Origin of the sequence: Shewanella sp. 1CM18E (assembly GCF_023161665.1) — a bacterium.
Lineage (GTDB): Bacteria > Pseudomonadota > Gammaproteobacteria > Enterobacterales > Shewanellaceae > Shewanella.
Genome location: NZ_JALNTW010000001.1, coordinates 105,656 through 125,859, shown reverse-complemented (window position 1 = coordinate 125,859; position 20,204 = coordinate 105,656). Strand labels below are relative to the sequence as shown.

The following is a 20,204-nucleotide window of genomic DNA, read 5'->3' as shown; positions in this document are numbered from 1 at the left end:
TCTCCTCAGAGTAATCCTATTTCGCCGCAAACAGCCCAAACAACGCAAAGTAACGTGGCTGCAGCGACTAATACTGAACAAACATCGACAGGTAATCCATTTCTTGACGGATTGCGCTTACCTGAAGAAAGCGCAGTACCGGAGCCTAACAACCAAGAGTTGACCCAAGAAGACTTCTTTGCACTTTTGAGTCAGCAGTTATCAATGCAGGATCCATTTAAGCCAGTTGAAAACGATCAGATGATCCAGCAGATGGCGTCGTTTTCAACGGTAGATGGTATTACTAAGCTGAACGAAGAGATTGTTAACCTTAATGCGTTAACCAGCTCTAGTCAGGCGTTGCAAGCATCGGGTCTTGTTGGGCAAAAGGTGCTTATCCCATCAGATACTGCGCATATCTCTGCGGAAGATACCAGTATGAAGGGCATCATTAGTACGCCTGAACCAGTCGATTCAATCACAGTGCGTATTGAAGATGAAAAAGGTCAGCTCGTTGACACTTACACCGTTGATGGTAGCGCGGGTGGCAACATTGATGTTAGCTGGGACGGTTTAGATAAGAATGGTGAGCCAGTTGCTGAGGGGAATTACACCTTTAAAGCTAGCGGTAAAGTTGATGGTACGAGTGAAGAATTGCCTGTGTCAACTTACGCCCATGTTACCAGCGTTTCGTTAGGTACTGCTGCAACCGGTGCGATTTTGAATCTACGTGGTGTTGGCGGCATTAAGATCAGTGATGTACTCGCTGTATCTGAAACCTAATTGCGAAAAGTTAGCATAAAAAAGTTAGCGGCAAATTAATTACGCAGCGCTGCACAGTGAGCTTGCAACGCTTCAAAATAGAATTACATAAGGACTGGGGTGAATCATGTCATTTAATATTGCATTGAGCGGGATTTCATCAGCGCAAAAAGATCTAAATACAACAGCAAACAATATCGCGAACGTTAATACCACAGGTTTTAAAGAGTCTCGTGCTGAATTTGCTGATGTGTATGCCAACTCTATTTTTTCAAATAGTAAAACGGCAGTGGGTGGCGGTGTTACAACAAGTCAAGTTGCCCAGCAGTTCCATCAGGGCAGTATGCAATTTACTAATAACTCACTTGATATGGCAATTAATGGCGGTGGATTCTTTGTAACCTCATCAGAAATTGGTTCACAAGATCACTCATATACTCGTGCGGGCGCATTTAAGTTCGACTCGAATAACTACATCGTAGATTCGGCCGGTAATTACCTACAAACATTCCCAGTGGATAAAGAGGGTAATTCGACTTCAGTGAGTTTAACTACAACTAAGCCGGTGCAAATTCCTGACACTGCAGGTAGCCCAGTTAAAACTGACAATGTGGGTATTCAGATGAACCTGAATGCCGGTGAGGGGACACTCGATCCTGCGGCGTTTGACCCTGATGATCCAGAAACCTTTAACAATTCGACTTCTGTGACGATTTATGACTCACTCGGTGAGCCACATATTTTAACCTCATATTTTGTTCGTCCACCTAATGCGGCTCATAACAATGAGAGTAACTGGGTAGCGTTTTATGCAGTTGATGGTAAGCCTGTTGATGTTGATCCTGCATCAGGTGAATACGCAACAGACACTACTGGTGATGGTGTTGCGGACTCAACGGCTAAAGCTGAAAACGCAGCTGGCTGGAAAGGCGCTGCAGTGTCATTTAATGCTACAGGTGGTTATGAAGGCAGCGACCCTGCGGTTATTACAACTGAAGCCTTAGGCGTTGGTGGCGCGAACGTATTAGGTCCTGGCGCAGATGGCAGTCAAAAATTGACGCTAAACTTTAATAATCCAACTCAGTTTGCTTCACCATTTGAAGTAACTGAGTTAACTCAAGACGGTACCACAGTTGGTCGCCTAACCAACGTTGAAGTAGGCGCTGACGGTCTTATCAATGCAAGTTACAGTAATGGCTCTACTGTGCCATTAGCGCGTGTAGCTTTGGTTGGCTTTGCTAACGAGCAAGGACTAACACAAGCGGGTAATACGTCTTGGAAAGCCAGTTTAGATTCTGGCCCTGCATTGGCGGGTGAGGCGAATAGCGGCACCTTTGGTAGTATTCGTTCATCAGCACTTGAGCAATCGAACGTAGACTTGACCACTGAGCTGGTGGATTTGATTTCTGCGCAGCGTAACTTCCAGGCTAACTCTCGTACTCTTGAAGTGAATAATACCTTGCAGCAATCTATCCTGCAGATCCGTTAATTTTTAACGGCAATTAAGCAAAAACACGTTGCCGCAAAGGCAACGTGTTTCCTCTTTCTACCGCTTTTGACCTTATAAAACATTTAATAACCACCTCAGACTAATCTCACCTTGCTTAAATCTTAACTTACTCACCAAGACTCTTTGGCACGATGTTTGCTTTGCTATTGTTTAGACGGAAGTTTGACGGAGTGTTAAGTGGACAAATTGCTCTATGTCGCAATGAGCGGCGCAAAACAGAATATGAATTCATTGGCTGTCAGTGCCAATAATTTGGCCAATGCGAATACCGATGGCTTTAAGGCCGATCTCGCTCAGGCGCGCTCTATGCAGGCCTTTGGTGAAGGCTTACCTACACGCGTTTTTTCAATGACTGAAACTCCGTCAGCTAATTTTGCTAGTGGTCCAATTAAAACGACTGGCCGTGATTTAGATATTGCAGTTAAGGGCGATGGCTGGATTGCTGTGCAAGCTGAAAATGGCGGTGAAGCTTATACCCGCTCTGGCAGCTTACGCTTTGATAATACTGGCGTATTGCGTAATGACAGAGGCACAGCTGTGATGGGCGACAATGGCCCAATTGTGTTGCCACTGCCAATTGAAAAAGTTGAGATCTCTCAAGACGGCATAGTGTCAGTTCGTCCATCTGGCGCTACAGCTGAAGTGATTGAAGAGGTTGCTCGGATCAAACTGGTTAATCCGGGTAATCAAAACCTAATGCGTGGAGAAGACGGTTTATTTCGTCTTATGTCTGGTGAGAATGCACCAGCCGATCCTAGTGTAGGGTTATTAAGCGGGGCTGTTGAAGGCAGCAACGTTAATGCAGTACATGAAATGGTATCTATGATTGACCTGCAACGTCAGTTCGAGATGCAAGTGAAAATGATGAAAACCGCAGAAGAGAACGACCGCGCATCTTCTGCCCTAATGCGCATAAGCTAGGAGAGATACTATGCATCCCGCTTTATGGATAAGTAAGACTGGTTTAGACGCTCAGCAAACCGATATTTCTGTTATTTCAAATAACGTGGCTAACGCCAGCACTGTAGGTTTTAAGAAAAGCCGCGCAGTCTTTGAAGATTTGCTTTATCAAAACGTTAATCAAGCTGGTGGTATTAGCGCATCAAACACTAAGTTACCAAACGGTTTAAGTATTGGTGCGGGTACTAAAGTGGTTGCTACCCAAGAGATGTTTACTCAAGGCAATATGCTAACTACTGATAACTCGTTAGATTTAATGGTTGAAGGGCCTGGATTTTTTGAGGTGCAATTACCAGACGGTACAGCGGCATATACCCGTAATGGTCAGTTTAGCTTAGATGATACTGGGCAAATAGTAACTCCTGGCTCGGGTTATGTGGTTCAGCCTGCGATTACGATTCCTGATGATGCAACTAGCATTACGGTTTCTGCTGAAGGTGAAGTGTCAGTCAAAACACCGGGTAACGCTGAAAACCAAGTTGTTGGCCAGTTAGCTATTTCTGATTTTATTAATCCGTCAGGACTCGATCCTATGGGACAGAACCTTTATCTAGAAACTGGAGCCAGTGGTACACCTATTCAAGGCACGGCTTCGCTTGATGGTATGGGCGCTATTCGTCAAGGCGCACTTGAAACCTCAAACGTTAACGTGACCGAAGAGCTTGTTAACTTAATTGAAAGTCAGCGTATTTATGAGATGAACTCAAAAGTTATCTCGGCCGTTGACCAGATGTTGTCTTACGTAAACCAGAATCTTTAAGCATTTTTAAGAGGCTTTAACTATGAAGCATTTGTTGGTGTTTGCCTTGATTGCGGTGATCTCTGGTTGTAATTCAACCAACGGAAAACCAATTGCTGACGATCCTTATTATGCGCCTGTTTATCCAGAAGCGCCGCCGACCAAAATCGCAGCCACGGGCTCTATGTATCAAGATAGCCAAGCGTCTAGCCTGTATTCAGACATTAAAGCGCTTAAAGTAGGCGACATTATTACTGTGTATTTAATGGAGCAAACTCAGGCTAAAAAGAGTGCTAACAACGAGATCTCTAAAGGTACCGACCTGTCACTAGATCCCATTTATGCTGGTGGCGGCAATGTGACCATTGGCGGTAATCCCATTGATTTGCGTTACAAAGACAGCATGAATACTAAGCGTGAGTCTGATGCTGACCAAAGTAATAGTTTGTCTGGCAGTATTTCTGCCAACGTAATGCAAGTGCTGAATAACGGTAACTTAGTCATTCGTGGTGAAAAGTGGATCAGTATTAACAATGGCGATGAATTTGTGCGCATCACAGGTATTGTACGCGCTCAAGACATCCGCCCTGATAACACCATTGACTCGCAACGAGTCGCCAATGCCCGCATTCAATACAGTGGTACAGGTACATTTGCTGAAGTGCAAAAAGTGGGTTGGTTAGCTTCGTTCTTTATGGGTAGCTGGTGGCCATTCTAGGTGTTAGCAACGCGCTAGAGTTAAGGATTTAGGATGATGAAATTTAAATTGGTTTTGCTATGTATGGTGCTGGCTTTATCGACTTTTGCGTTAAGTACGCCGGTAAAAGCGCAGCGCATTAAAGACATCGCCAACGTACAAGGGGTACGTAGTAACCAACTTATTGGTTATGGTTTAGTGGTTGGTTTGCCGGGTACGGGTGAAAAGACTCGCTACACCCAGCAAACGTTTAAAACCATGTTGAAAAACTTTGGCATTAACTTGCCAGACAATTTTCAACCTAAGATTAAAAACGTCGCGGTAGTAGCTGTGAGCGCTGATATGCCACCGTTTATTAAGCCGGGTCAAACCTTAGACGTCACCGTATCAAGCCTTGGTGAAGCCAAAAGTTTACGAGGCGGCACTTTGCTTCAAACCTTCTTAAAAGGTGTCGACGGTAATGTGTACGCAATTGCTCAAGGTAGCATGGTTGTCAGTGGTTTTAGTGCTGAAGGTATGGACGGCTCTAAGGTAATTCAAAACACCCCAACCGTTGGTCGTATTCCCAATGGTGCGATTATTGAGCGCACTGTGGCAACGCCATTTTCAACCGGCGATCACTTAACCTTTAACTTACGCCGCGCCGATTTCTCTACGGCAAAACGCTTAGCTGATGCGATTAACGATCTACTTGGCCCTGGTATGGCAAGACCACTTGATGCGGCTTCTGTGCAGGTGAGTGCGCCGCGTGATGTATCACAACGGGTATCGTTTTTAGCCACGCTTGAAAATATTGAAGTAGAACCTGCATCTGAGTCTGCAAAAGTCATTGTTAATTCTCGTACTGGTACGATTGTTGTTGGCCAGAACGTCAAATTATTGCCAGCAGCAGTAACCCATGGTGGCTTAACGGTGACGATTGCTGAAGCGACTCAGGTTTCTCAGCCAAACCCGTTTGGTAACGGTCAAACTGTGGTCACTACCGACAGCACAGTTGATGTAGCAGAACAAGATAGCCGCATGTTTATGTTTAACCCTGGAACCACGCTAGACGAGCTAGTTCGTGCGGTTAACTTGGTCGGGGCTGCCCCTTCAGATGTACTTGCTATTCTAGAAGCGTTAAAGATGGCAGGAGCTTTGCATGGTGAACTGATAATTATCTAAATATTGTCAGTTTTATTGGAAAGGTGTCATGGAAAAGCTGTCGAACGCATCGCAATTTCTGGATCTTGGAGGCTTGGACTCATTAAGATCCAGAGCACAAAAAGATGAAACCAGTGCGTTAAAAGAAGTTGCTCAGCAGTTTGAAGGGATCTTCGTGCAAATGCTGATGCAAAGCATGCGTGACGCTAATGCTATCTTTGAATCAGACAGCCCTATGAATAGCCAGTACACCAAGTTTTATGAACAGATGCATGATCAGCAGATGTCGGTAAACTTGTCAGGCGAGGGCATGTTGGGTTTAGCTGATCTTATGGTGCAACAGCTTGACCCTGCTAACAGCCCAATGACGCCAGCCTCAGTACTGCGCGGTGATATCAATGCCGGCTCTAAAGCAGCGGCATTAACCATGGATACTGCAGATGTAATGCAGATGCCAGCATTGCGCACTGTAAGTTTAAATAATATGACTACAGAAGCCGGGTTAATGAGTGCTGCCAACCAAATCACAGCGCAGCAAGTTAATCAGCCAAATAATCCAATTACAGCGGGCTCGAATCATGCCGTGGCTGCTAATCACGGTTTATTTTCAGCAAAACAGACCGATACCTTAGATTCATTGTTAAGTGGCAAAGTATTGCCGTCAGCGGCAGTCGATGCTGACAAGTCTCAGGCAAATTTCACTAGCCAACAAGAGTTTGTTTCGCGTTTGTATCCTCATGCTGAAAAAGCGGCAAAAGATCTAGGTACTACACCTGAAGTATTGATTGCTCAGTCTGCACTTGAAACTGGCTGGGGGCAAAAAATGGTTAAGGGCCAGCAAGGTCAGCAAAGTAACAACTTATTCAATATTAAAGCCGATAGCCGTTGGCAGGGTGAGCATGCCTCTGTTAACACGCTGGAATACGAGCAAGGTATAGCGGTTAAACAGCGAGCAAATTTCCGAGTGTATGAGGATATTGGCCAAAGCTTTAATGACTTTGTTGATTTTGTCGGTAATGGCGAGCGCTACCAAGAAGCGTTAAAACAAGCTGCAAATCCACAGGCTTTTATTCGTTCTTTGCAAGAAGCGGGTTATGCAACCGATCCGAAATACGCAGATAAAGTTATTCAAGTAATGCAAACCATTACTCGAGATTTTAAAGATGTCTTACAAGGGGTTAAATAATGCAAACACAAATTGTTCATCCTCTTGATTTAGGGAGTCAGTAATTATGTCTTTAGATTTAATGAATATCGCTCGTACGGGCGTGCTGGCTTCGCAATCACAACTTGCCATTACCAGTAATAACATTGCTAACGCAAATACTGCTGGTTATAACCGCCAAGTTGTTTCGCAATCGACTCTTGATTCTCAGCGTGTTGGTAATGATTTTTATGGTGCAGGTACTTATGTATCTGACGTTAAGCGCGTGTACAACGACTATGCGGCGCGCGAGCTGCGGATCGGCTCAACGGCTGTCAGTGAGTCGCAAACAACATTCACTAAGATGAGTGAGCTTGATCAGTTGTTTTCGCAGTTAGGTAAAGCGGTACCCCAAGGGTTAAATGACTTCTTTGCTAGCATGAACGCATTAGCAGATATTCCTGATGACATCGGTATGCGCGACTCTTTTCTTACTAGTGCTAAGCAGTTAGCAAGCAGCGTTAATCAAATGCAAAGTCATCTTGATGGCCAGATGACTCAAACTAACGATCAAATCTCAGCAGTGACAGATCGCATCAATGAGATAAGTACAGAACTTGGCAATATCAACCGTGAGTTGATGAAGTCGCAAGGCCAAGACATGCAGTTACTCGATAAGCAAGATGCGCTTATTTTGGAGCTTAGCGAGTATGGTTCGGTTAACGTTGTACCTTTAGAGTCTGGTGCTAAAAGCGTCATGCTTGGCGGCTCAGTAATGCTAGTTTCTGGCGAAATGTCGATGCAATTGGGTACTTCTCAAGGAGACCCTTACCCAAATGAGCTGCAGATCACCGCGCAATCGGGCGGTCAGAGTATGACCATTGACGCATCAAAGATGGGTGGTCAATTAGGTGCTTTAGTTAATTATCGTGACGACACGCTGATCCCATCACAAATGGAATTAGGGCAATTCGCGCTGGGCATTAGTGATGCATTTAACCAAGCGCAGGCACAAGGTATAGATTTAAATGGTCAGGTTGGCGCTAACATTTTTACTGATATTAATGATCCCGCAATGCAAATAGGCCGTGTTGGCGCATTATCAAGCAATACTGGTACAGCGGCACTAAGTGTCAATATAGACAATGCGGGTGATTTAACTGGTAGCAGTTATGAGCTTAAATTTACCGCCCCTTCTACTTACGAGTTAAAGGATTCCGCCAGCGGCAATGTTACGCCGCTTACGCTTAACGGAAATAAGCTTGAAGGCGCTGATGGTTTTAGCATCAATATTAATGCTGGCGCGATGGCATCGGGCGACACGTTTGAAATCAGACCAACAGCTGGCGCCGCATCTTCACTTTCTGTTGCAATGACCGATCCTAAAGGTATTGCTGCCGCAGCGACAAAAATTACTGCCGATGTGAGCAACTCAGGAAATACAGAAGTCAAACTCGTGAGTATTGATGACCGTAATGCCGCTAACTTTCCAACAAAGGGAGCAGAGCTTACATTTGAAATTGATCCTTCTGCAACGCCGCCGACTTATGAAGTGTTTGATGTTGACGGCACATCGCTAGGTGCAGCGGCGCCTTATACACCGCCAAGTATCAGTAGTCATGGTTTTACCATTGAAGTTGATTCTACAGCCACCTCTAAAGAGCGTTTCACTTTTGATTTGTCTTTTGCTGAAGGTGATAACAGCAATATGGTCAATATGGCAAAGCTCAATGAAGCCAAACTAATGAATGGCGGCAAAACCACGTTAAGTGATGTGTTTGAAGATACGACATTGTCGGTTGGCAGTAAGGCAAAATCGGCAGAGATTTCAGTTGGCTCTGCTGAAGCCATTTATAACCAAGCGTATACCCGTATTCAAAGTGTTTCTGGGGTAAACCTAGATGAAGAAGCTGCTAACTTAATGCGTTTTCAGCAATCTTATCAGGCATCGGCACGGATCATGACTACAGCCAATGAGATATTTAACACACTATTTAGCTCACTGCGTTAATTCAGTTAACGGCGAGAGCAAGGATTAGGAACGAACACCATGCGAATTTCAACCGCACAAATGTTTCATCAAAATATTAATAGTGTGACTAATAAGCAGTCGCAAACTAGCCAAATCATTGAGCAGTTATCTACCGGTAAACGAGTCAATACAGCCGGTGATGATCCTGTCGCAGCAGCTGGCATAGGTAATCTCAACCAACAAAATGCCGTTGTTGATCAATTTATCAAGAATATTGATTACGCCAAAAACCGCTTATCGATTACTGAAAGTAAATTAGGTAGCGCATCAACATTAGCCAGCAGTGCGAGAGAACAAGTGCTTAGGGCGGTAAACGGCACATTGACTGACAGTGATCGGCAAACTGTTGCCGATGAACTGCGCGGCACACTCGATGAGCTAATGACCATTGCCAATAGTAAAGATGAGTCGGGTAATTATCTGTTTGGTGGGTTTAATACTGGCACTCAACCTTTCACATTGGACGCTAGTGGCAATGCGATTTACCACGGTGATAGTGGTGTCAGAGAGACGGTTGTGGCGTCGGGCACAACGATTGGGGCCAATATTCCTGGCGACAAGGCTTTTATGAATGCCGCTAATGGCTTAGGTGACTATAGCGTCAATTATTTGGCCAGCCAAACTGGCGAATTTACTGTTGAAAGCGCAAAAGTGACAGATCCTGCGACACATACCCCAGATACGTTCACTTTTACGATGAATGGCAATGATTTAGAAGTCAGAGATTCGTCTAATGCTGTCCTCACAACGGTGACGGCTTTTGACCCGAGTAACCCAGTGTCCTTTAACGGTATGGAAGTTAAATTAGATGGCAAGCCTGCAGCAGGAGACTCATTTACGCTAGAACACAAGCCAGAGGTGAGTTTGCTCGATACCATTAGCAGTGCTATTGCACTGATTGAAGACCCAAATAAGGTGAATACGCCGGCTGGTAAATCAGAGTTGGCACAAATGTTGAATAATATCGACAGTGGAATGAACCAACTGGATGTTGCCCGAGGCGAAGCTGGTAATAGCTTAAAAAGCTTAGACAGTTACGCAGCAACCCATGAAGAAGAAAAAATTGTGAATAACTCGGCTTTATCTATGTTGGAAGATTTAGATTACGCCGAGGCGATAACGCAATTAGAGCAGCAACAGCAAGCTTTAAATGCCGCATCAAGCGTTTTTACTAAGGTCGGTACAGTGTCATTGTTTGATTACATATAAATAAGACGCACCACCTAAATAATTAGAATTCAAATTAACCGAAATTAGCCAAGCCTGAAGTCTTGGCGGTAAATTTAGATAAGGGAAATCACAATGGCTATTACCGTTAATACCAACGTTACATCAATGAAAGCGCAGAAGAACCTTAATGCTTCAAGCCAAGGTCTTGCAACATCAATGGAGCGCTTATCGAGTGGTCTTCGCATTAACAGTGCAAAAGACGATGCCGCTGGTTTGGCAATTTCTAACCGCCTAAATTCTCAGGTTCGTGGTCTTGAAGTGGGTATGCGTAACGCAAACGATGCTATCTCTATCGCACAAATCTCAGAAGGTGCGATGCAAGAACAAACTAACATGTTGCAACGTATGCGTGACTTGGCGATTCAATCTGAAAACGGTGCAAACAGCGCTGATGATTTAACTGCGATCAAAGAAGAAATGGATCAGCTAGTTACCGAGATCACGGCTATTGGTGATAGTACAGCTTTTGGTAATACTAAGCTGTTAACCGGTGATTTCTCAGGTGGTAAAAGTTTCCAAGTTGGCCATCAAGATGGTGAAGATGTTACTGTAACGGTAAAAGAGACTAATGCTACATCATTGTCGGTGACAGGTCTTGATGTGACAACATCTGCAGGTCGCGACACTGCAATCGGGCAAATTGATGCCGCGATTAAGAGTATTGATACTCAACGCGCTGAATTAGGTGCGGTACAAAACCGTTTGTCCCACAACATCAGTAACAGTGCTAACACGCAAGCTAACGTTGCCGATGCGAAAAGCCGAATAGTAGATGTTGACTTTGCCAAAGAAACAGCAGAGATGACTAAGAACCAAGTGTTACAACAAACGGGTAGTTCTATGCTTGCGCAGGCTAACCAGTTGCCGCAAGTAGCATTATCGTTGTTAGGCTAACAGCTTAATAAGCTTATTATTTCATAAGCCGATTATGAAGATACAAACTAGTCCACATTAGCAGATGACAGCTAATGTGGACTTTGTTTTTATATGCATTAAAGGTTATAAACATTTTTTGTTATTGTTTTTTATGAGTTTTTTATGTTTCTGTTTGAAAAGTGCATTTTTTTATAAAAAAAGCCTAAAGAATAAAAAATGGCTGCCGTTAAAGTTACTGTAACCCAATAGACCCGCCTGGCGTAAATAGACAGGCAAGTTTTAAAGCCAGGTATTAAAGAGGAAACAAATTATGGCTATTACAGTAAATACAAACGTGACTTCTATGAAAGCGCAAAAGAACTTGAATGCTTCTAGCCAAAACTTGGCTACATCAATGGAGCGTTTATCAAGTGGTCTTCGCATTAACAGTGCGAAAGATGACGCTGCGGGTCTAGCTATTTCTAACCGTCTAGATTCACAGGTTCGTGGTCTTGATGTTGGTATGCGTAACGCTAATGATGCTATCTCTATTGCACAAATTTCAGAAGGTGCAATGCAAGAGCAAACAAACATGCTTCAACGTATGCGTGACTTGGCAATTCAATCTGAAAACGGTGCAAACAGTGCCGACGACCTAACAGCCATCAAAGAAGAGATGGATCAGTTAGCGACAGAGATCACCTCAATCGGTGATACAACAGCATTTGGTAACACCAAGTTGATGACTGGTGGTTTCTCTGGTGGTAAAGATTTCCAAGTTGGTCACCAAGAAGGTGAAGATATCACTATTACTGTTAAAGCAACTAACGCAACAACACTTTCTGTTGGAACATTAGATGTAACGACTTCTGCTGGCCGTAATGCTGCAATTGGTAAGCTTGACGATGCGATTAAAAACATCGATAGTCAGCGTGCAGAGCTAGGTGCGATGCAAAACCGTCTATCACACAACATTAGTAACAGTGCTAATACTCAAGCAAACGTTGCTGATGCTAAGAGTCGTATCGTTGATGTGGATTTCGCTAAAGAAACTGCTGCAATGACGAAGAACCAAGTACTGCAACAAACGGGTTCTGCGATGCTTGCTCAAGCAAACCAATTACCACAAGTTGCTTTGTCTCTTCTTTAATTTTAACTCTCCAAGTGAGAGTCAAGATTGACAAGTAGTATAAAGGGGGATTCATTGCGGATCTCCCTTTGTTGTTTCTACTGTTTAGCGATATAAGCTGAGGTAGATAACTTCAAATAGCTATGGAGGTGGAGTATGACAATGGATGTAAGTGTAGTTGCAGCGAACTCGTCAATGGTCAATGTTGATGGTAAAGCTGCAATAACCGAAGCAGAACAAGCAACTCAGGCGCAAAAGGCACAGCAAGTTACAGCGCTGGCAAAAGATGCGGCTTTGCAAGAGGCTGATGCTGCACAAGCCAAAGAGCTGGACTCTGAAGCGTTGACTGACGTGACGGATGAACTCAATGATATGATGTCGCTAATGCGCAAAGGCTTAGCATTTAGAGTTGATGAAGACTCAGGTCAGAGCGTAGTCAGTGTGATGGACGTAGCCTCTGGCGATGTGATCCGGCAAATACCTAATGAAGAAGCGTTAGAACTAGCACAGAAACTTGCTGAAGTGGCGGGATTCTTGCTTAAGACTGAAGCGTAGTCGAACGTCAATTAAATTTTGTCTAGGGGGCAAAAATGGCATTAACAGCAACCGGTATAGGCTCCGGCCTTGATATTAATACTATTGTTGGGGTATTAGTTGATGCCGAAAAAGTACCTAAAGAAGCAATTTTTGACAAAACAGAAGCCACGATAGAGGCTAAAGTATCCGCGATTGGCACCTTAAAAAGTCAGTTGTCGACATTCCAAGATGCGCTTGAGAAATTAAGTGATCCTAACTCGTTAAATATCCGCTCAGTTTCAACAGGAGACAGCCCTTACTTTACAGCTACTGCTGACAAAAATGCGCAAGTTGGTAGCTATCAAATTAAAGTTGAGCAACTGGCTACAGCTCACAAAGTCGCTGGCGCAAATGTTGTCGACCCAACAGCCGCAGTCGGGCAAGGTAAACTCGATTTAGAAGTGAATGGCAAAGCGTTTTCGGTTGATATTGAAGCGGGTGATTCACTAGAGGCTATTGCCCAAAAAGTGAATGATTCAGCGGACAACTCTGGCGTTACTGCAACGATTATTAAAAGCGATGGTGGTAGTCGATTAGTTTTTAGCTCTGATGAAACTGGCACAGACAATCAGGTTAGCGTTACAGCCACTGATACTATTGGCTCTGGCTTAAGTGATATGTTTGGTGGTAGTAACCTAGAGACTTTGCAAGTTGCACAAAATGCTATTGTGCATATAGACGGTCAAAAAGTGACTTCGCAAAGCAATGACGTTGAAAATGCCATTACCGGTGTGACGCTTTCATTAACCGATGCCGATCTCAATAAGACTTCAACGTTGAAGATTGAGCAAGATAATGAAGCCGTTAAAGAAAACATCAAAGGCTTTGTCGATGCCTATAACACCTTAACAGAGTCAATTAATAAGTTATCAAGCTACGACATGGAGAAAGAGGAAGCTGCTGCGCTGCAGGGCGACTCCATGATCCGTTCAATCGAATCACAAATGCGTAATATGATCAGTAACCGTGTTGATGTCGATGGCGAAACTTTAGCGCTATATGATATCGGTATTGAGACAGATCGATATGGCAAGATGTCTATCAATGACGAAAAGCTAGACAAGATGATTGCTGAGGATATGGGCGCGATCGAGGGGCTTTTCACCAAAAAAGACTCGGGTATTGCGGTTGGCTTAGACAATTTAGTTGAAGGCTATGTGAAATCCGGCGGCTTAATCGATAGCCGCAATAATGCCTTAACCAATGATCAGCAACGTCTTGATGATCAACGTGAAGCTTTTAGTTTGAAGATGGAAATGCTTGAAGCGCGTTTGTTCAAGCAATTTAATGCTATGGACCTGCTTGTAGGTCAACTCAATCAACAAAGCGCAGGTTTAACTGACAGGTTAAACTCTCTTCCCGGCGTGATTAGTCAGTAAACGGTAAGCGAGGGGAGAAGAGTATGGAGCAGTTAAACCAATTAAACACAGAGATTGAGGCCATTTTAAATAAACTCAATCAGATACCTGCAGAAGATGAGGCGACTGATGAGTTGGTATCATACTTGCAGGAACTTGTAGGCAAACGTCAACTTTTACTCACCAGTGTTTTTGAACATGCCACTGCAGCGAATGCAGCTGAGTTAAAGCAGCAGCTACAAATGACACAATCGTTTGAAGCTAAAGCATTGATGATAAAAGAGCATAGGCAAGCATTGCTGCATGTGGGACGTAAAAATAAACGCCAGTTAAATGTCTACAAGACGATAGATTCAAATAGGTAGGTTTAAATGAGAAGTTCTCTCCAGTCATATCGTAAAGTATCGCTAGAAAGTGAAATCGCTGTAGCATCGCCACACCGAATCATTCAAATGATGTTTGATGGTGCATTGCAACGTATTGCTCAAAGCCGTTATGCAATTGAAAATAATGATCTTGCTAATAAAGGGATATTTATCGGTAAGGCCATCGGCATTATTACCGGTTTAAATAACAGCTTGAATATGGAAGCGCCTGGTGAGGTATCGAAAAATTTAAGCGATTTGTACGATTTTATGTTGCGCCGGATCTCTGAAGCTAACTTGAATAATGATGTGCAAGCGCTTGACGATGTAAGTAGTATCATCAGAACAATTAAAGAAGGCTGGGACGCGATTCCGCCTGAGCAACATCACATTGATTCACACGCGAGTGCGATATAAAAGTAACTAAAAAGGGAGGTTTGATAGCCTCCTTTTTGTCATCTGTCAAAAAGGTGACAAACAGTCACCATCAGTGAAGACTTTTTAAGCGAAAAACAAGTGAGTTTCTCATAAAGCTCATCAGGGGCTTGCTTATGGCGGGCTGATAATACACTATTCCTATCGGTAGTTAATTTTGTAAGTATTTTGAATAACTATCGGCTTGAAAAATAAGCTTGAAAAAAAGCAACCAACACTAATAATTAATGCGCTGAAATATTTGAGCCTAACGGCCTTCGGAATGATGCAAACAGATCAACGAATTCTACTGGTCGGTAACCAGTCTGAGCGAATTAATCGCTTGTCATGTGTATTTGAATTTTTAGGTGAGCAAGTTGAGTTGATCGATTTTGATAAACTTGACGTTTACACTAAGCAGACGCGCTTTCGTGCGATTGTTTTGCCGTCTGAAAATCAAACTCCAGAACTCATTCAGTCATTGACTGGCGCGCTTCCGTGGCAGCCAATATTACTGCTTGGTGATGCTAGCGATGTCAAAGCGTCTAATGTGCTAGGTGTTATTGAGGAGCCATTAAACTATCCGCAATTGACCGAGTTACTTCATTTCTGCCAAGTTTATGGCCAAGTTAAACGCCCTGAAACGCCAACGAGTGCGAATCAAACTAAACTGTTTAGAAGCTTAGTAGGCCGCAGTGAAGGTATCGCAAACGTGCGTCACTTGATTAATCAAGTGGCAAGCTCTGAAGCGACTGTATTAATCTTAGGGCAATCAGGCACTGGTAAAGAGGTAGTTGCTCGAAATATTCATTATATTTCAGATCGCCGCGATGGACCTTTTATCCCTGTAAACTGTGGCGCAATTCCTCCAGAATTATTAGAAAGTGAACTCTTTGGCCATGAGAAAGGCTCTTTTACAGGCGCAATTAGTGCCCGTAAAGGTCGCTTTGAATTAGCTGAAAAGGGCACTTTGTTCCTTGACGAAATTGGTGATATGCCATTGCAGATGCAAGTAAAATTATTACGTGTATTGCAAGAGCGCATGTTCGAGCGTGTTGGTGGCAGTAAATCTATTGCAGCTGATGTGCGAGTTGTTGCTGCAACTCATAGAGATCTAGAGAGCATGATCGAGCAAGGCGAGTTCAGGGAAGATCTGTATTATCGCTTAAACGTATTCCCAATTGAAATGCCAGCGCTATGTGAGCGTAAAGAAGATATACCGCTGCTGCTACAAGAGCTTGTCAGCCGCGTATATAACGAAGGTCGTGGCAGAGTTCGTTTTACTCAGCGGGCCATTGAATCACTTAAAGAGCATGCTTGGTCAGGTAACGTACGTGAACTATCAAACTTAGTTGAGCGACTCACTATTCTTTATCCGGGCGGACTCGTTGATGTGAATGATCTGCCGATTAAGTACCGACATATCGATGTGCCTGAGTACTGTGTTGAGGTGAGTGAAGAGCAACTTGAGCGCGATGCATTGGCTTCAATCTTTAATGATGAAGAGCCGATTGAGATCCCAGAAACACGTTTCCCAAGTGAGTTACCACCAGAGGGTGTTAACCTAAAAGATCTGTTGGCAGAGCTTGAAATCGATATGATTAGACAAGCATTAGACCAACAAGATAATGTGGTCGCACGAGCAGCTGAGATGCTTGGTATTCGCCGAACAACCTTAGTTGAGAAAATGCGTAAATACGGGTTAAGCAAAGATTAGTTAATCATATTTAACACCAAGAATTAATGAAAGCGGTTATATCCTAGATATAACCGCTTTTTTCAGCCCTAAACCACCTATTTCAGTAGGTGGTTATCATCAATTAGGCTTTGCCTGAACTACGTTCAATGGCATTTCGGAGTTAAGGTGATGTTTAGCTACTTATAAGCACGGCGACTTTTTGAAAGAAAAGGGTCCATGAAGGCGCGCTTATCGCATCTATGCGATACACGGCTTATAAGTTCATTTAAACATAACTTATAAGCTCAATTGATACATGAGCTTTGCTAATAGTGCGGTACAAGCTTCTAAATCAGGGATGATTTAGTAGAGCCTATAGGGATATATTTACGGCGTCTTGTTAACGCATGGTAGGAAAGCTCCCTTTCAGGGAGTTCACTTCATAAGGGCTAGCAAAGCTACCTTCTTCAGAAGGTGGAGCTTTTACTTATGCGGCATGCTACTAGTCTAATTCTTAAGGTGATTTTTGCCATAGTTCTACGTTGGCGTAAAATTTGCTTTAGCTCTGGTCAAATGCAGTTTTTTTGACGGAGTTACCATGTCCGCTATTTTGAAGCCACAACTTAATGCCAACGATGTGAAAGCACAATTGCGTCCGCAATTAGTTGATGTGCAACAAGCCGCTAATATGTCCAATCGAATGGATCATATTCTACAGGCGATGCCCTCTGGCGTAGTGATCATAAATGGTGACGGTATCGTGACTGATGCAAACCCGGTCGCAATTGAATTGTTAGGCAGTCCGTTAGAGGGCTTGCGTTGGCTGCAGATTATTAATCGCGCTTTTTCGCCGCAAGATGATGATGGCCATGAAGTATCATTGCGCAATGGCCGTCGTGTAAAGCTGGCTATTACGCCTTTAACGCCAGAGCCGGGGCAATTAATTGTATTAACAGACTTAACTGAAACACGATTATTGCAGAAAAACCTTTCTCACCTTCAACGTTTATCTGCCCTTGGAAAAATGGTTGCCACACTTGCGCATCAAGTACGCACCCCATTAAGTGCAGCGCTGTTATACGCATCTAACTTAGCAAGCCCTAAAATATCAGATGACGCGAGAAAGCGTTTTCAAGGTAAGTTAGTTGATAGACTTAATGAGCTAGAACATCAAGTTAACGATATGCTATTGATGGCAAAGGGCCGTCAGCAGCAACTTGATACTATTTTAACAATCGATGAAGTGGTCGATAATGTGTTAAGTAATTGCCAACCGATAGCGGAGCAGAAAAAGTGCGAGTTGATTTTTAATAATGACTCGAAACAAAAAATCCGCGCTAACGATGCCGCCCTGTGTTCTGCAATCAATAATCTGGTAATGAATAGCATGGAGGCCGGCGCTAACAAAGTTATTCTGCACGCTTTTGATACTGGCACAGCACTGCATCTTGATGTGATTGATAATGGCAAAGGCTTAGATGTTGAAATGCAGCACAAAGTACTTGAGCCATTTTTTACCACTAAGTCCCAAGGTACAGGTTTAGGTTTAGCGGTAGTGCAGTCAGTGGTTAATAATCATGGCGGCCGCATGCAGTTTAGTTGTCATCAAGGCAACGGATGCACAGCATCATTAAAATTCCCATTAATTTCAAAAAGTAGTGAAATCCAGCATGGAGAAACAGCTCATGTCTGAAGGTAAGTTATTGTTAGTTGAAGATGATGCTTCATTACGTGAGGCATTGCTCGATACCTTAATGCTGGCACATTACGAATGCGTCGATGTGGCCTGTGCTGAAGATGCTATTGTGGCGTTAAAAACAGAGCGCTTTGATATGGTCATAAGTGACGTACAGATGGACGGCATTGGGGGGATTGGTTTACTAAATCACCTGCAACAATATCATCCTAAAATCCCCGTTTTACTGATGACAGCTTATGCAACCATAGATAATGCAGTGAATGCGATGAAACTTGGGGCGGTTGATTATCTATCTAAGCCATTCTCACCAGAAGTGCTACTTAATCAGGTGTCGCGTTACATGCCCGCCAAAAGTATTGAGGGAACGCCCGTTGTTGCTGATGAAAAAAGCTTAGCCTTGTTAGCACTTGCCCAAAGAGTGGCTGCGTCTGATGCATCTGTGATGATTATGGGCCCTAGCGGCAGTGGTAAAGAAGTGTTAGCTCGTTATATCCATCAACATAGTCAACGTGCCAGTGAGCCTTTTGTGGCGATAAACTGCGCTGCAATTCCTGAAAACATGCTTGAGGCGACCTTATTTGGTTATGAAAAAGGTGCGTTCACAGGTGCATTTCAGGCGTGTCCCGGTAAGTTTGAGCAAGCTCAAGGCGGCACTTTGCTGCTTGATGAGATCTCAGAAATGGAAGTGGGTTTACAAGCTAAGTTACTGCGAGTGCTGCAAGAGCGAGAAGTTGAACGCTTAGGTGGCCGTAAAACGATTAAGTTAAATGTGCGCGTATTAGCAACGTCAAACCGTGACTTAAAAGCGATGGCTACATCAGGCGAGTTCCGTGAAGATCTCTATTACCGAATTAATGTATTTCCATTAACTTGGCCTGCGCTTAATCAGCGCCAAGCAGATATTTTACCGTTAGCAAGACATTTACTGCAAAGGCATGCTGCTATTGCTAGTCGCAATGAAGTACCTGAGTTTAGCGAATGCGCATGCCGACGTTTGTTAGCGCATCGCTGGCCAGGTAATGTCCGTGAACTTGATAATGTCGTGCAGCGCGCATTGATTTTATGTCTAAGTAATGAAATCACTGCTGCCGATATTATTATTGACTCGCTAGAACTGGATTTTAGCGCTGAATTACCCGCGTCAGATAATTCAAAACCAGCAGAACTTGATGGTTTAGGCGGGGAACTTAAAGCTCAAGAGCATGTGATTATTTTGGAAACCTTATCTCAATGTAATGGTAGCCGTAAATTGGTTGCCGAAAAACTGGGGATCAGTGCTAGAACCTTACGTTATAAAATGGCAAAAATGCGCGATTTAGGCATTCAAATACCAGCTTAAGCGTGTGGTTTTCGACTCTAAAATAGCAATGAAATAGAATGTTTACAGCAGCAGTATGGCGCAGGTTATTTTACCTGTTCCATATTTGCTGGTGTTTAGATTATCACTATAGCCATTGCGACTCTCTCCATTCAAAACCGGCTATACGGCTTCCTTACCTATCTGTTTTCACTTCCAATTAAATATTGGCAAGCTATTTGCTTTGACTTAGTCATATCAACATTTTCGTCAAGAAAACGACATGGGAGCTAAGTATGCAAATTGGTGCGAATTCTTTACTGCAAGAGATGCAGTCGCTAAATGGTCAAATTGGCACTTCTAGCATTCAAACTGGGATCACTCGCCAAGTGCAAAACACTTCTGGTGCTGATTTCGGCCAGTTACTCTCCCAAGCTGTTGGAAATGTAAGCGAACTTCAATCAAATGCTGCTAATCTCGCCACTCGACTTGATATGGGAGATACCACAGTGACATTATCTGATACCGTGATCGCTAGAGAGAAATCCAGCGTGGCATTTGAAGCAACGGTTCAAGTGCGTAACAAGCTCGTAGAAGCTTATAAAGAAATTATGAGCATGCCTGTTTAGGCCTTTAA

Annotated in this window: 19 protein-coding genes; all 19 read left to right on the top strand. The window is 43.5% G+C overall.

Translation table 11 applies throughout. The annotated features are described in order from the left end of the window. The first annotated feature begins 18 nt into the window (after window positions 1-18). The 19 genes from flgD to fliE all read left to right on the top strand — a co-directional run bounded on the left by flgD (window position 19) and on the right by fliE (window position 20,196). On the top strand, window positions 19-762 hold the full coding sequence (gene flgD / locus MSG37_RS00565; RefSeq protein WP_248469119.1) for a flagellar hook assembly protein FlgD: 744 nt from the start codon (window positions 19-21) through the stop codon (window positions 760-762). Between the two features lie 106 nt (window positions 763-868). Then, window positions 869-2,230, top strand: a complete 1,362-nt coding sequence (gene flgE / locus MSG37_RS00560) for a flagellar hook protein FlgE (protein WP_248468641.1) — start codon at window positions 869-871, stop codon at window positions 2,228-2,230. A 198-nt stretch (window positions 2,231-2,428) separates the two neighbouring features. Beyond that, window positions 2,429-3,172 (top strand): flagellar basal-body rod protein FlgF, encoded by a 744-nt coding sequence (gene flgF, locus MSG37_RS00555; protein ID WP_248468640.1) that lies wholly within the window; start codon window positions 2,429-2,431, stop codon window positions 3,170-3,172. A 10-nt stretch (window positions 3,173-3,182) separates the two neighbouring features. After that, window positions 3,183-3,971, top strand: a complete 789-nt coding sequence (flgG, locus tag MSG37_RS00550) for a flagellar basal-body rod protein FlgG (RefSeq protein WP_248468639.1) — start codon at window positions 3,183-3,185, stop codon at window positions 3,969-3,971. 22 nt (window positions 3,972-3,993) lie between these two features. Then, complete coding sequence (flgH, locus tag MSG37_RS00545) at window positions 3,994-4,668, top strand: flagellar basal body L-ring protein FlgH (protein WP_248468638.1); 675 nt, start codon at window positions 3,994-3,996, stop codon at window positions 4,666-4,668. A 36-nt stretch (window positions 4,669-4,704) separates the two neighbouring features. Beyond that, on the top strand, window positions 4,705-5,811 hold the full coding sequence (locus tag MSG37_RS00540; protein ID WP_248469118.1) for a flagellar basal body P-ring protein FlgI: 1,107 nt from the start codon (window positions 4,705-4,707) through the stop codon (window positions 5,809-5,811). A gap of 28 nt (window positions 5,812-5,839) precedes the next feature. After that, complete coding sequence (flgJ, locus tag MSG37_RS00535) at window positions 5,840-6,976, top strand: flagellar assembly peptidoglycan hydrolase FlgJ (RefSeq protein ID WP_248468637.1); 1,137 nt, start codon at window positions 5,840-5,842, stop codon at window positions 6,974-6,976. 46 nt (window positions 6,977-7,022) lie between these two features. Next, window positions 7,023-8,945 (top strand): flagellar hook-associated protein FlgK, encoded by a 1,923-nt coding sequence (gene flgK / locus MSG37_RS00530; RefSeq protein ID WP_248468636.1) that lies wholly within the window; start codon window positions 7,023-7,025, stop codon window positions 8,943-8,945. A gap of 39 nt (window positions 8,946-8,984) precedes the next feature. Further along, on the top strand, window positions 8,985-10,175 hold the full coding sequence (gene flgL / locus MSG37_RS00525; protein ID WP_248468635.1) for a flagellar hook-associated protein FlgL: 1,191 nt from the start codon (window positions 8,985-8,987) through the stop codon (window positions 10,173-10,175). Window positions 10,176-10,268: 93 nt separating this feature from the next. Then, complete coding sequence (locus MSG37_RS00520; RefSeq protein ID WP_248468634.1) at window positions 10,269-11,090, top strand: flagellin; 822 nt, start codon at window positions 10,269-10,271, stop codon at window positions 11,088-11,090. 292 nt (window positions 11,091-11,382) lie between these two features. Next, entirely contained in the window at window positions 11,383-12,201 is an 819-nt protein-coding gene (locus MSG37_RS00515; RefSeq protein WP_248468633.1) for a flagellin, read from the top strand. A 141-nt stretch (window positions 12,202-12,342) separates the two neighbouring features. Further along, window positions 12,343-12,735, top strand: a complete 393-nt coding sequence (locus MSG37_RS00510) for a flagellar protein FlaG (protein WP_248468632.1) — start codon at window positions 12,343-12,345, stop codon at window positions 12,733-12,735. Window positions 12,736-12,770: 35 nt separating this feature from the next. Continuing rightward, a complete protein-coding gene (gene fliD / locus MSG37_RS00505) occupies window positions 12,771-14,135 on the top strand; it encodes a flagellar filament capping protein FliD (RefSeq protein WP_248468631.1) in 1,365 nt (454 codons plus the stop codon). 23 nt (window positions 14,136-14,158) lie between these two features. Next, on the top strand, window positions 14,159-14,479 hold the full coding sequence (locus MSG37_RS00500) for a hypothetical protein (RefSeq protein ID WP_248468630.1): 321 nt from the start codon (window positions 14,159-14,161) through the stop codon (window positions 14,477-14,479). A 6-nt stretch (window positions 14,480-14,485) separates the two neighbouring features. Then, window positions 14,486-14,896, top strand: a complete 411-nt coding sequence (fliS, locus tag MSG37_RS00495) for a flagellar export chaperone FliS (protein ID WP_248468629.1) — start codon at window positions 14,486-14,488, stop codon at window positions 14,894-14,896. 280 nt (window positions 14,897-15,176) lie between these two features. Continuing rightward, entirely contained in the window at window positions 15,177-16,610 is a 1,434-nt protein-coding gene (locus MSG37_RS00490; protein WP_282446536.1) for a sigma-54 dependent transcriptional regulator, read from the top strand. A 559-nt stretch (window positions 16,611-17,169) separates the two neighbouring features. Continuing rightward, the gene (locus tag MSG37_RS00485; protein ID WP_248468628.1) at window positions 17,170-18,264 is read left to right on the top strand and encodes an ATP-binding protein; all 1,095 of its coding nucleotides are present in this window, start codon (window positions 17,170-17,172) and stop codon (window positions 18,262-18,264) included. Next, a complete protein-coding gene (locus MSG37_RS00480) occupies window positions 18,257-19,609 on the top strand; it encodes a sigma-54 dependent transcriptional regulator (protein ID WP_248468627.1) in 1,353 nt (450 codons plus the stop codon). Before MSG37_RS00485 ends, MSG37_RS00480 begins: the two co-directional genes overlap by 8 nt. Window positions 19,610-19,863: 254 nt before the next feature. Further along, window positions 19,864-20,196: a flagellar hook-basal body complex protein FliE gene (gene fliE, locus MSG37_RS00475; RefSeq protein ID WP_248468626.1), complete on the top strand. Its 333-nt coding sequence runs from the start codon at window positions 19,864-19,866 to the stop codon at window positions 20,194-20,196. Window positions 20,197-20,204 lie beyond the last annotated feature (8 nt).

Excerpts from the sequence above, each read along its gene's own strand:
- MSG37_RS00500 (WP_248468630.1), top strand. The coding sequence starts at position 14,159 with ATGGAGCAGTTAAACCAATTAAACACAGAGATTGAGGCCATTTTAAAT.
- fliE (WP_248468626.1), top strand. The coding sequence starts at position 19,864 with ATGCAAATTGGTGCGAATTCTTTACTGCAAGAGATGCAGTCGCTAAAT.
- fliD (WP_248468631.1), top strand. The coding sequence starts at position 12,771 with ATGGCATTAACAGCAACCGGTATAGGCTCCGGCCTTGATATTAATACT.
- flgG (WP_248468639.1), top strand. The coding sequence starts at position 3,183 with ATGCATCCCGCTTTATGGATAAGTAAGACTGGTTTAGACGCTCAGCAA.
- flgH (WP_248468638.1), top strand. The coding sequence starts at position 3,994 with ATGAAGCATTTGTTGGTGTTTGCCTTGATTGCGGTGATCTCTGGTTGT.
- MSG37_RS00490 (WP_282446536.1), top strand. The coding sequence starts at position 15,177 with ATGATGCAAACAGATCAACGAATTCTACTGGTCGGTAACCAGTCTGAG.
- flgL (WP_248468635.1), top strand. The coding sequence starts at position 8,985 with ATGCGAATTTCAACCGCACAAATGTTTCATCAAAATATTAATAGTGTG.
- flgE (WP_248468641.1), top strand. The coding sequence starts at position 869 with ATGTCATTTAATATTGCATTGAGCGGGATTTCATCAGCGCAAAAAGAT.
- MSG37_RS00510 (WP_248468632.1), top strand. The coding sequence starts at position 12,343 with ATGGATGTAAGTGTAGTTGCAGCGAACTCGTCAATGGTCAATGTTGAT.
- MSG37_RS00515 (WP_248468633.1), top strand. The coding sequence starts at position 11,383 with ATGGCTATTACAGTAAATACAAACGTGACTTCTATGAAAGCGCAAAAG.
- flgJ (WP_248468637.1), top strand. The coding sequence starts at position 5,840 with ATGGAAAAGCTGTCGAACGCATCGCAATTTCTGGATCTTGGAGGCTTG.
- fliS (WP_248468629.1), top strand. The coding sequence starts at position 14,486 with ATGAGAAGTTCTCTCCAGTCATATCGTAAAGTATCGCTAGAAAGTGAA.
- flgK (WP_248468636.1), top strand. The coding sequence starts at position 7,023 with ATGTCTTTAGATTTAATGAATATCGCTCGTACGGGCGTGCTGGCTTCG.
- MSG37_RS00480 (WP_248468627.1), top strand. The coding sequence starts at position 18,257 with ATGTCTGAAGGTAAGTTATTGTTAGTTGAAGATGATGCTTCATTACGT.
- MSG37_RS00520 (WP_248468634.1), top strand. The coding sequence starts at position 10,269 with ATGGCTATTACCGTTAATACCAACGTTACATCAATGAAAGCGCAGAAG.
- MSG37_RS00485 (WP_248468628.1), top strand. The coding sequence starts at position 17,170 with ATGTCCGCTATTTTGAAGCCACAACTTAATGCCAACGATGTGAAAGCA.
- MSG37_RS00540 (WP_248469118.1), top strand. The coding sequence starts at position 4,705 with ATGAAATTTAAATTGGTTTTGCTATGTATGGTGCTGGCTTTATCGACT.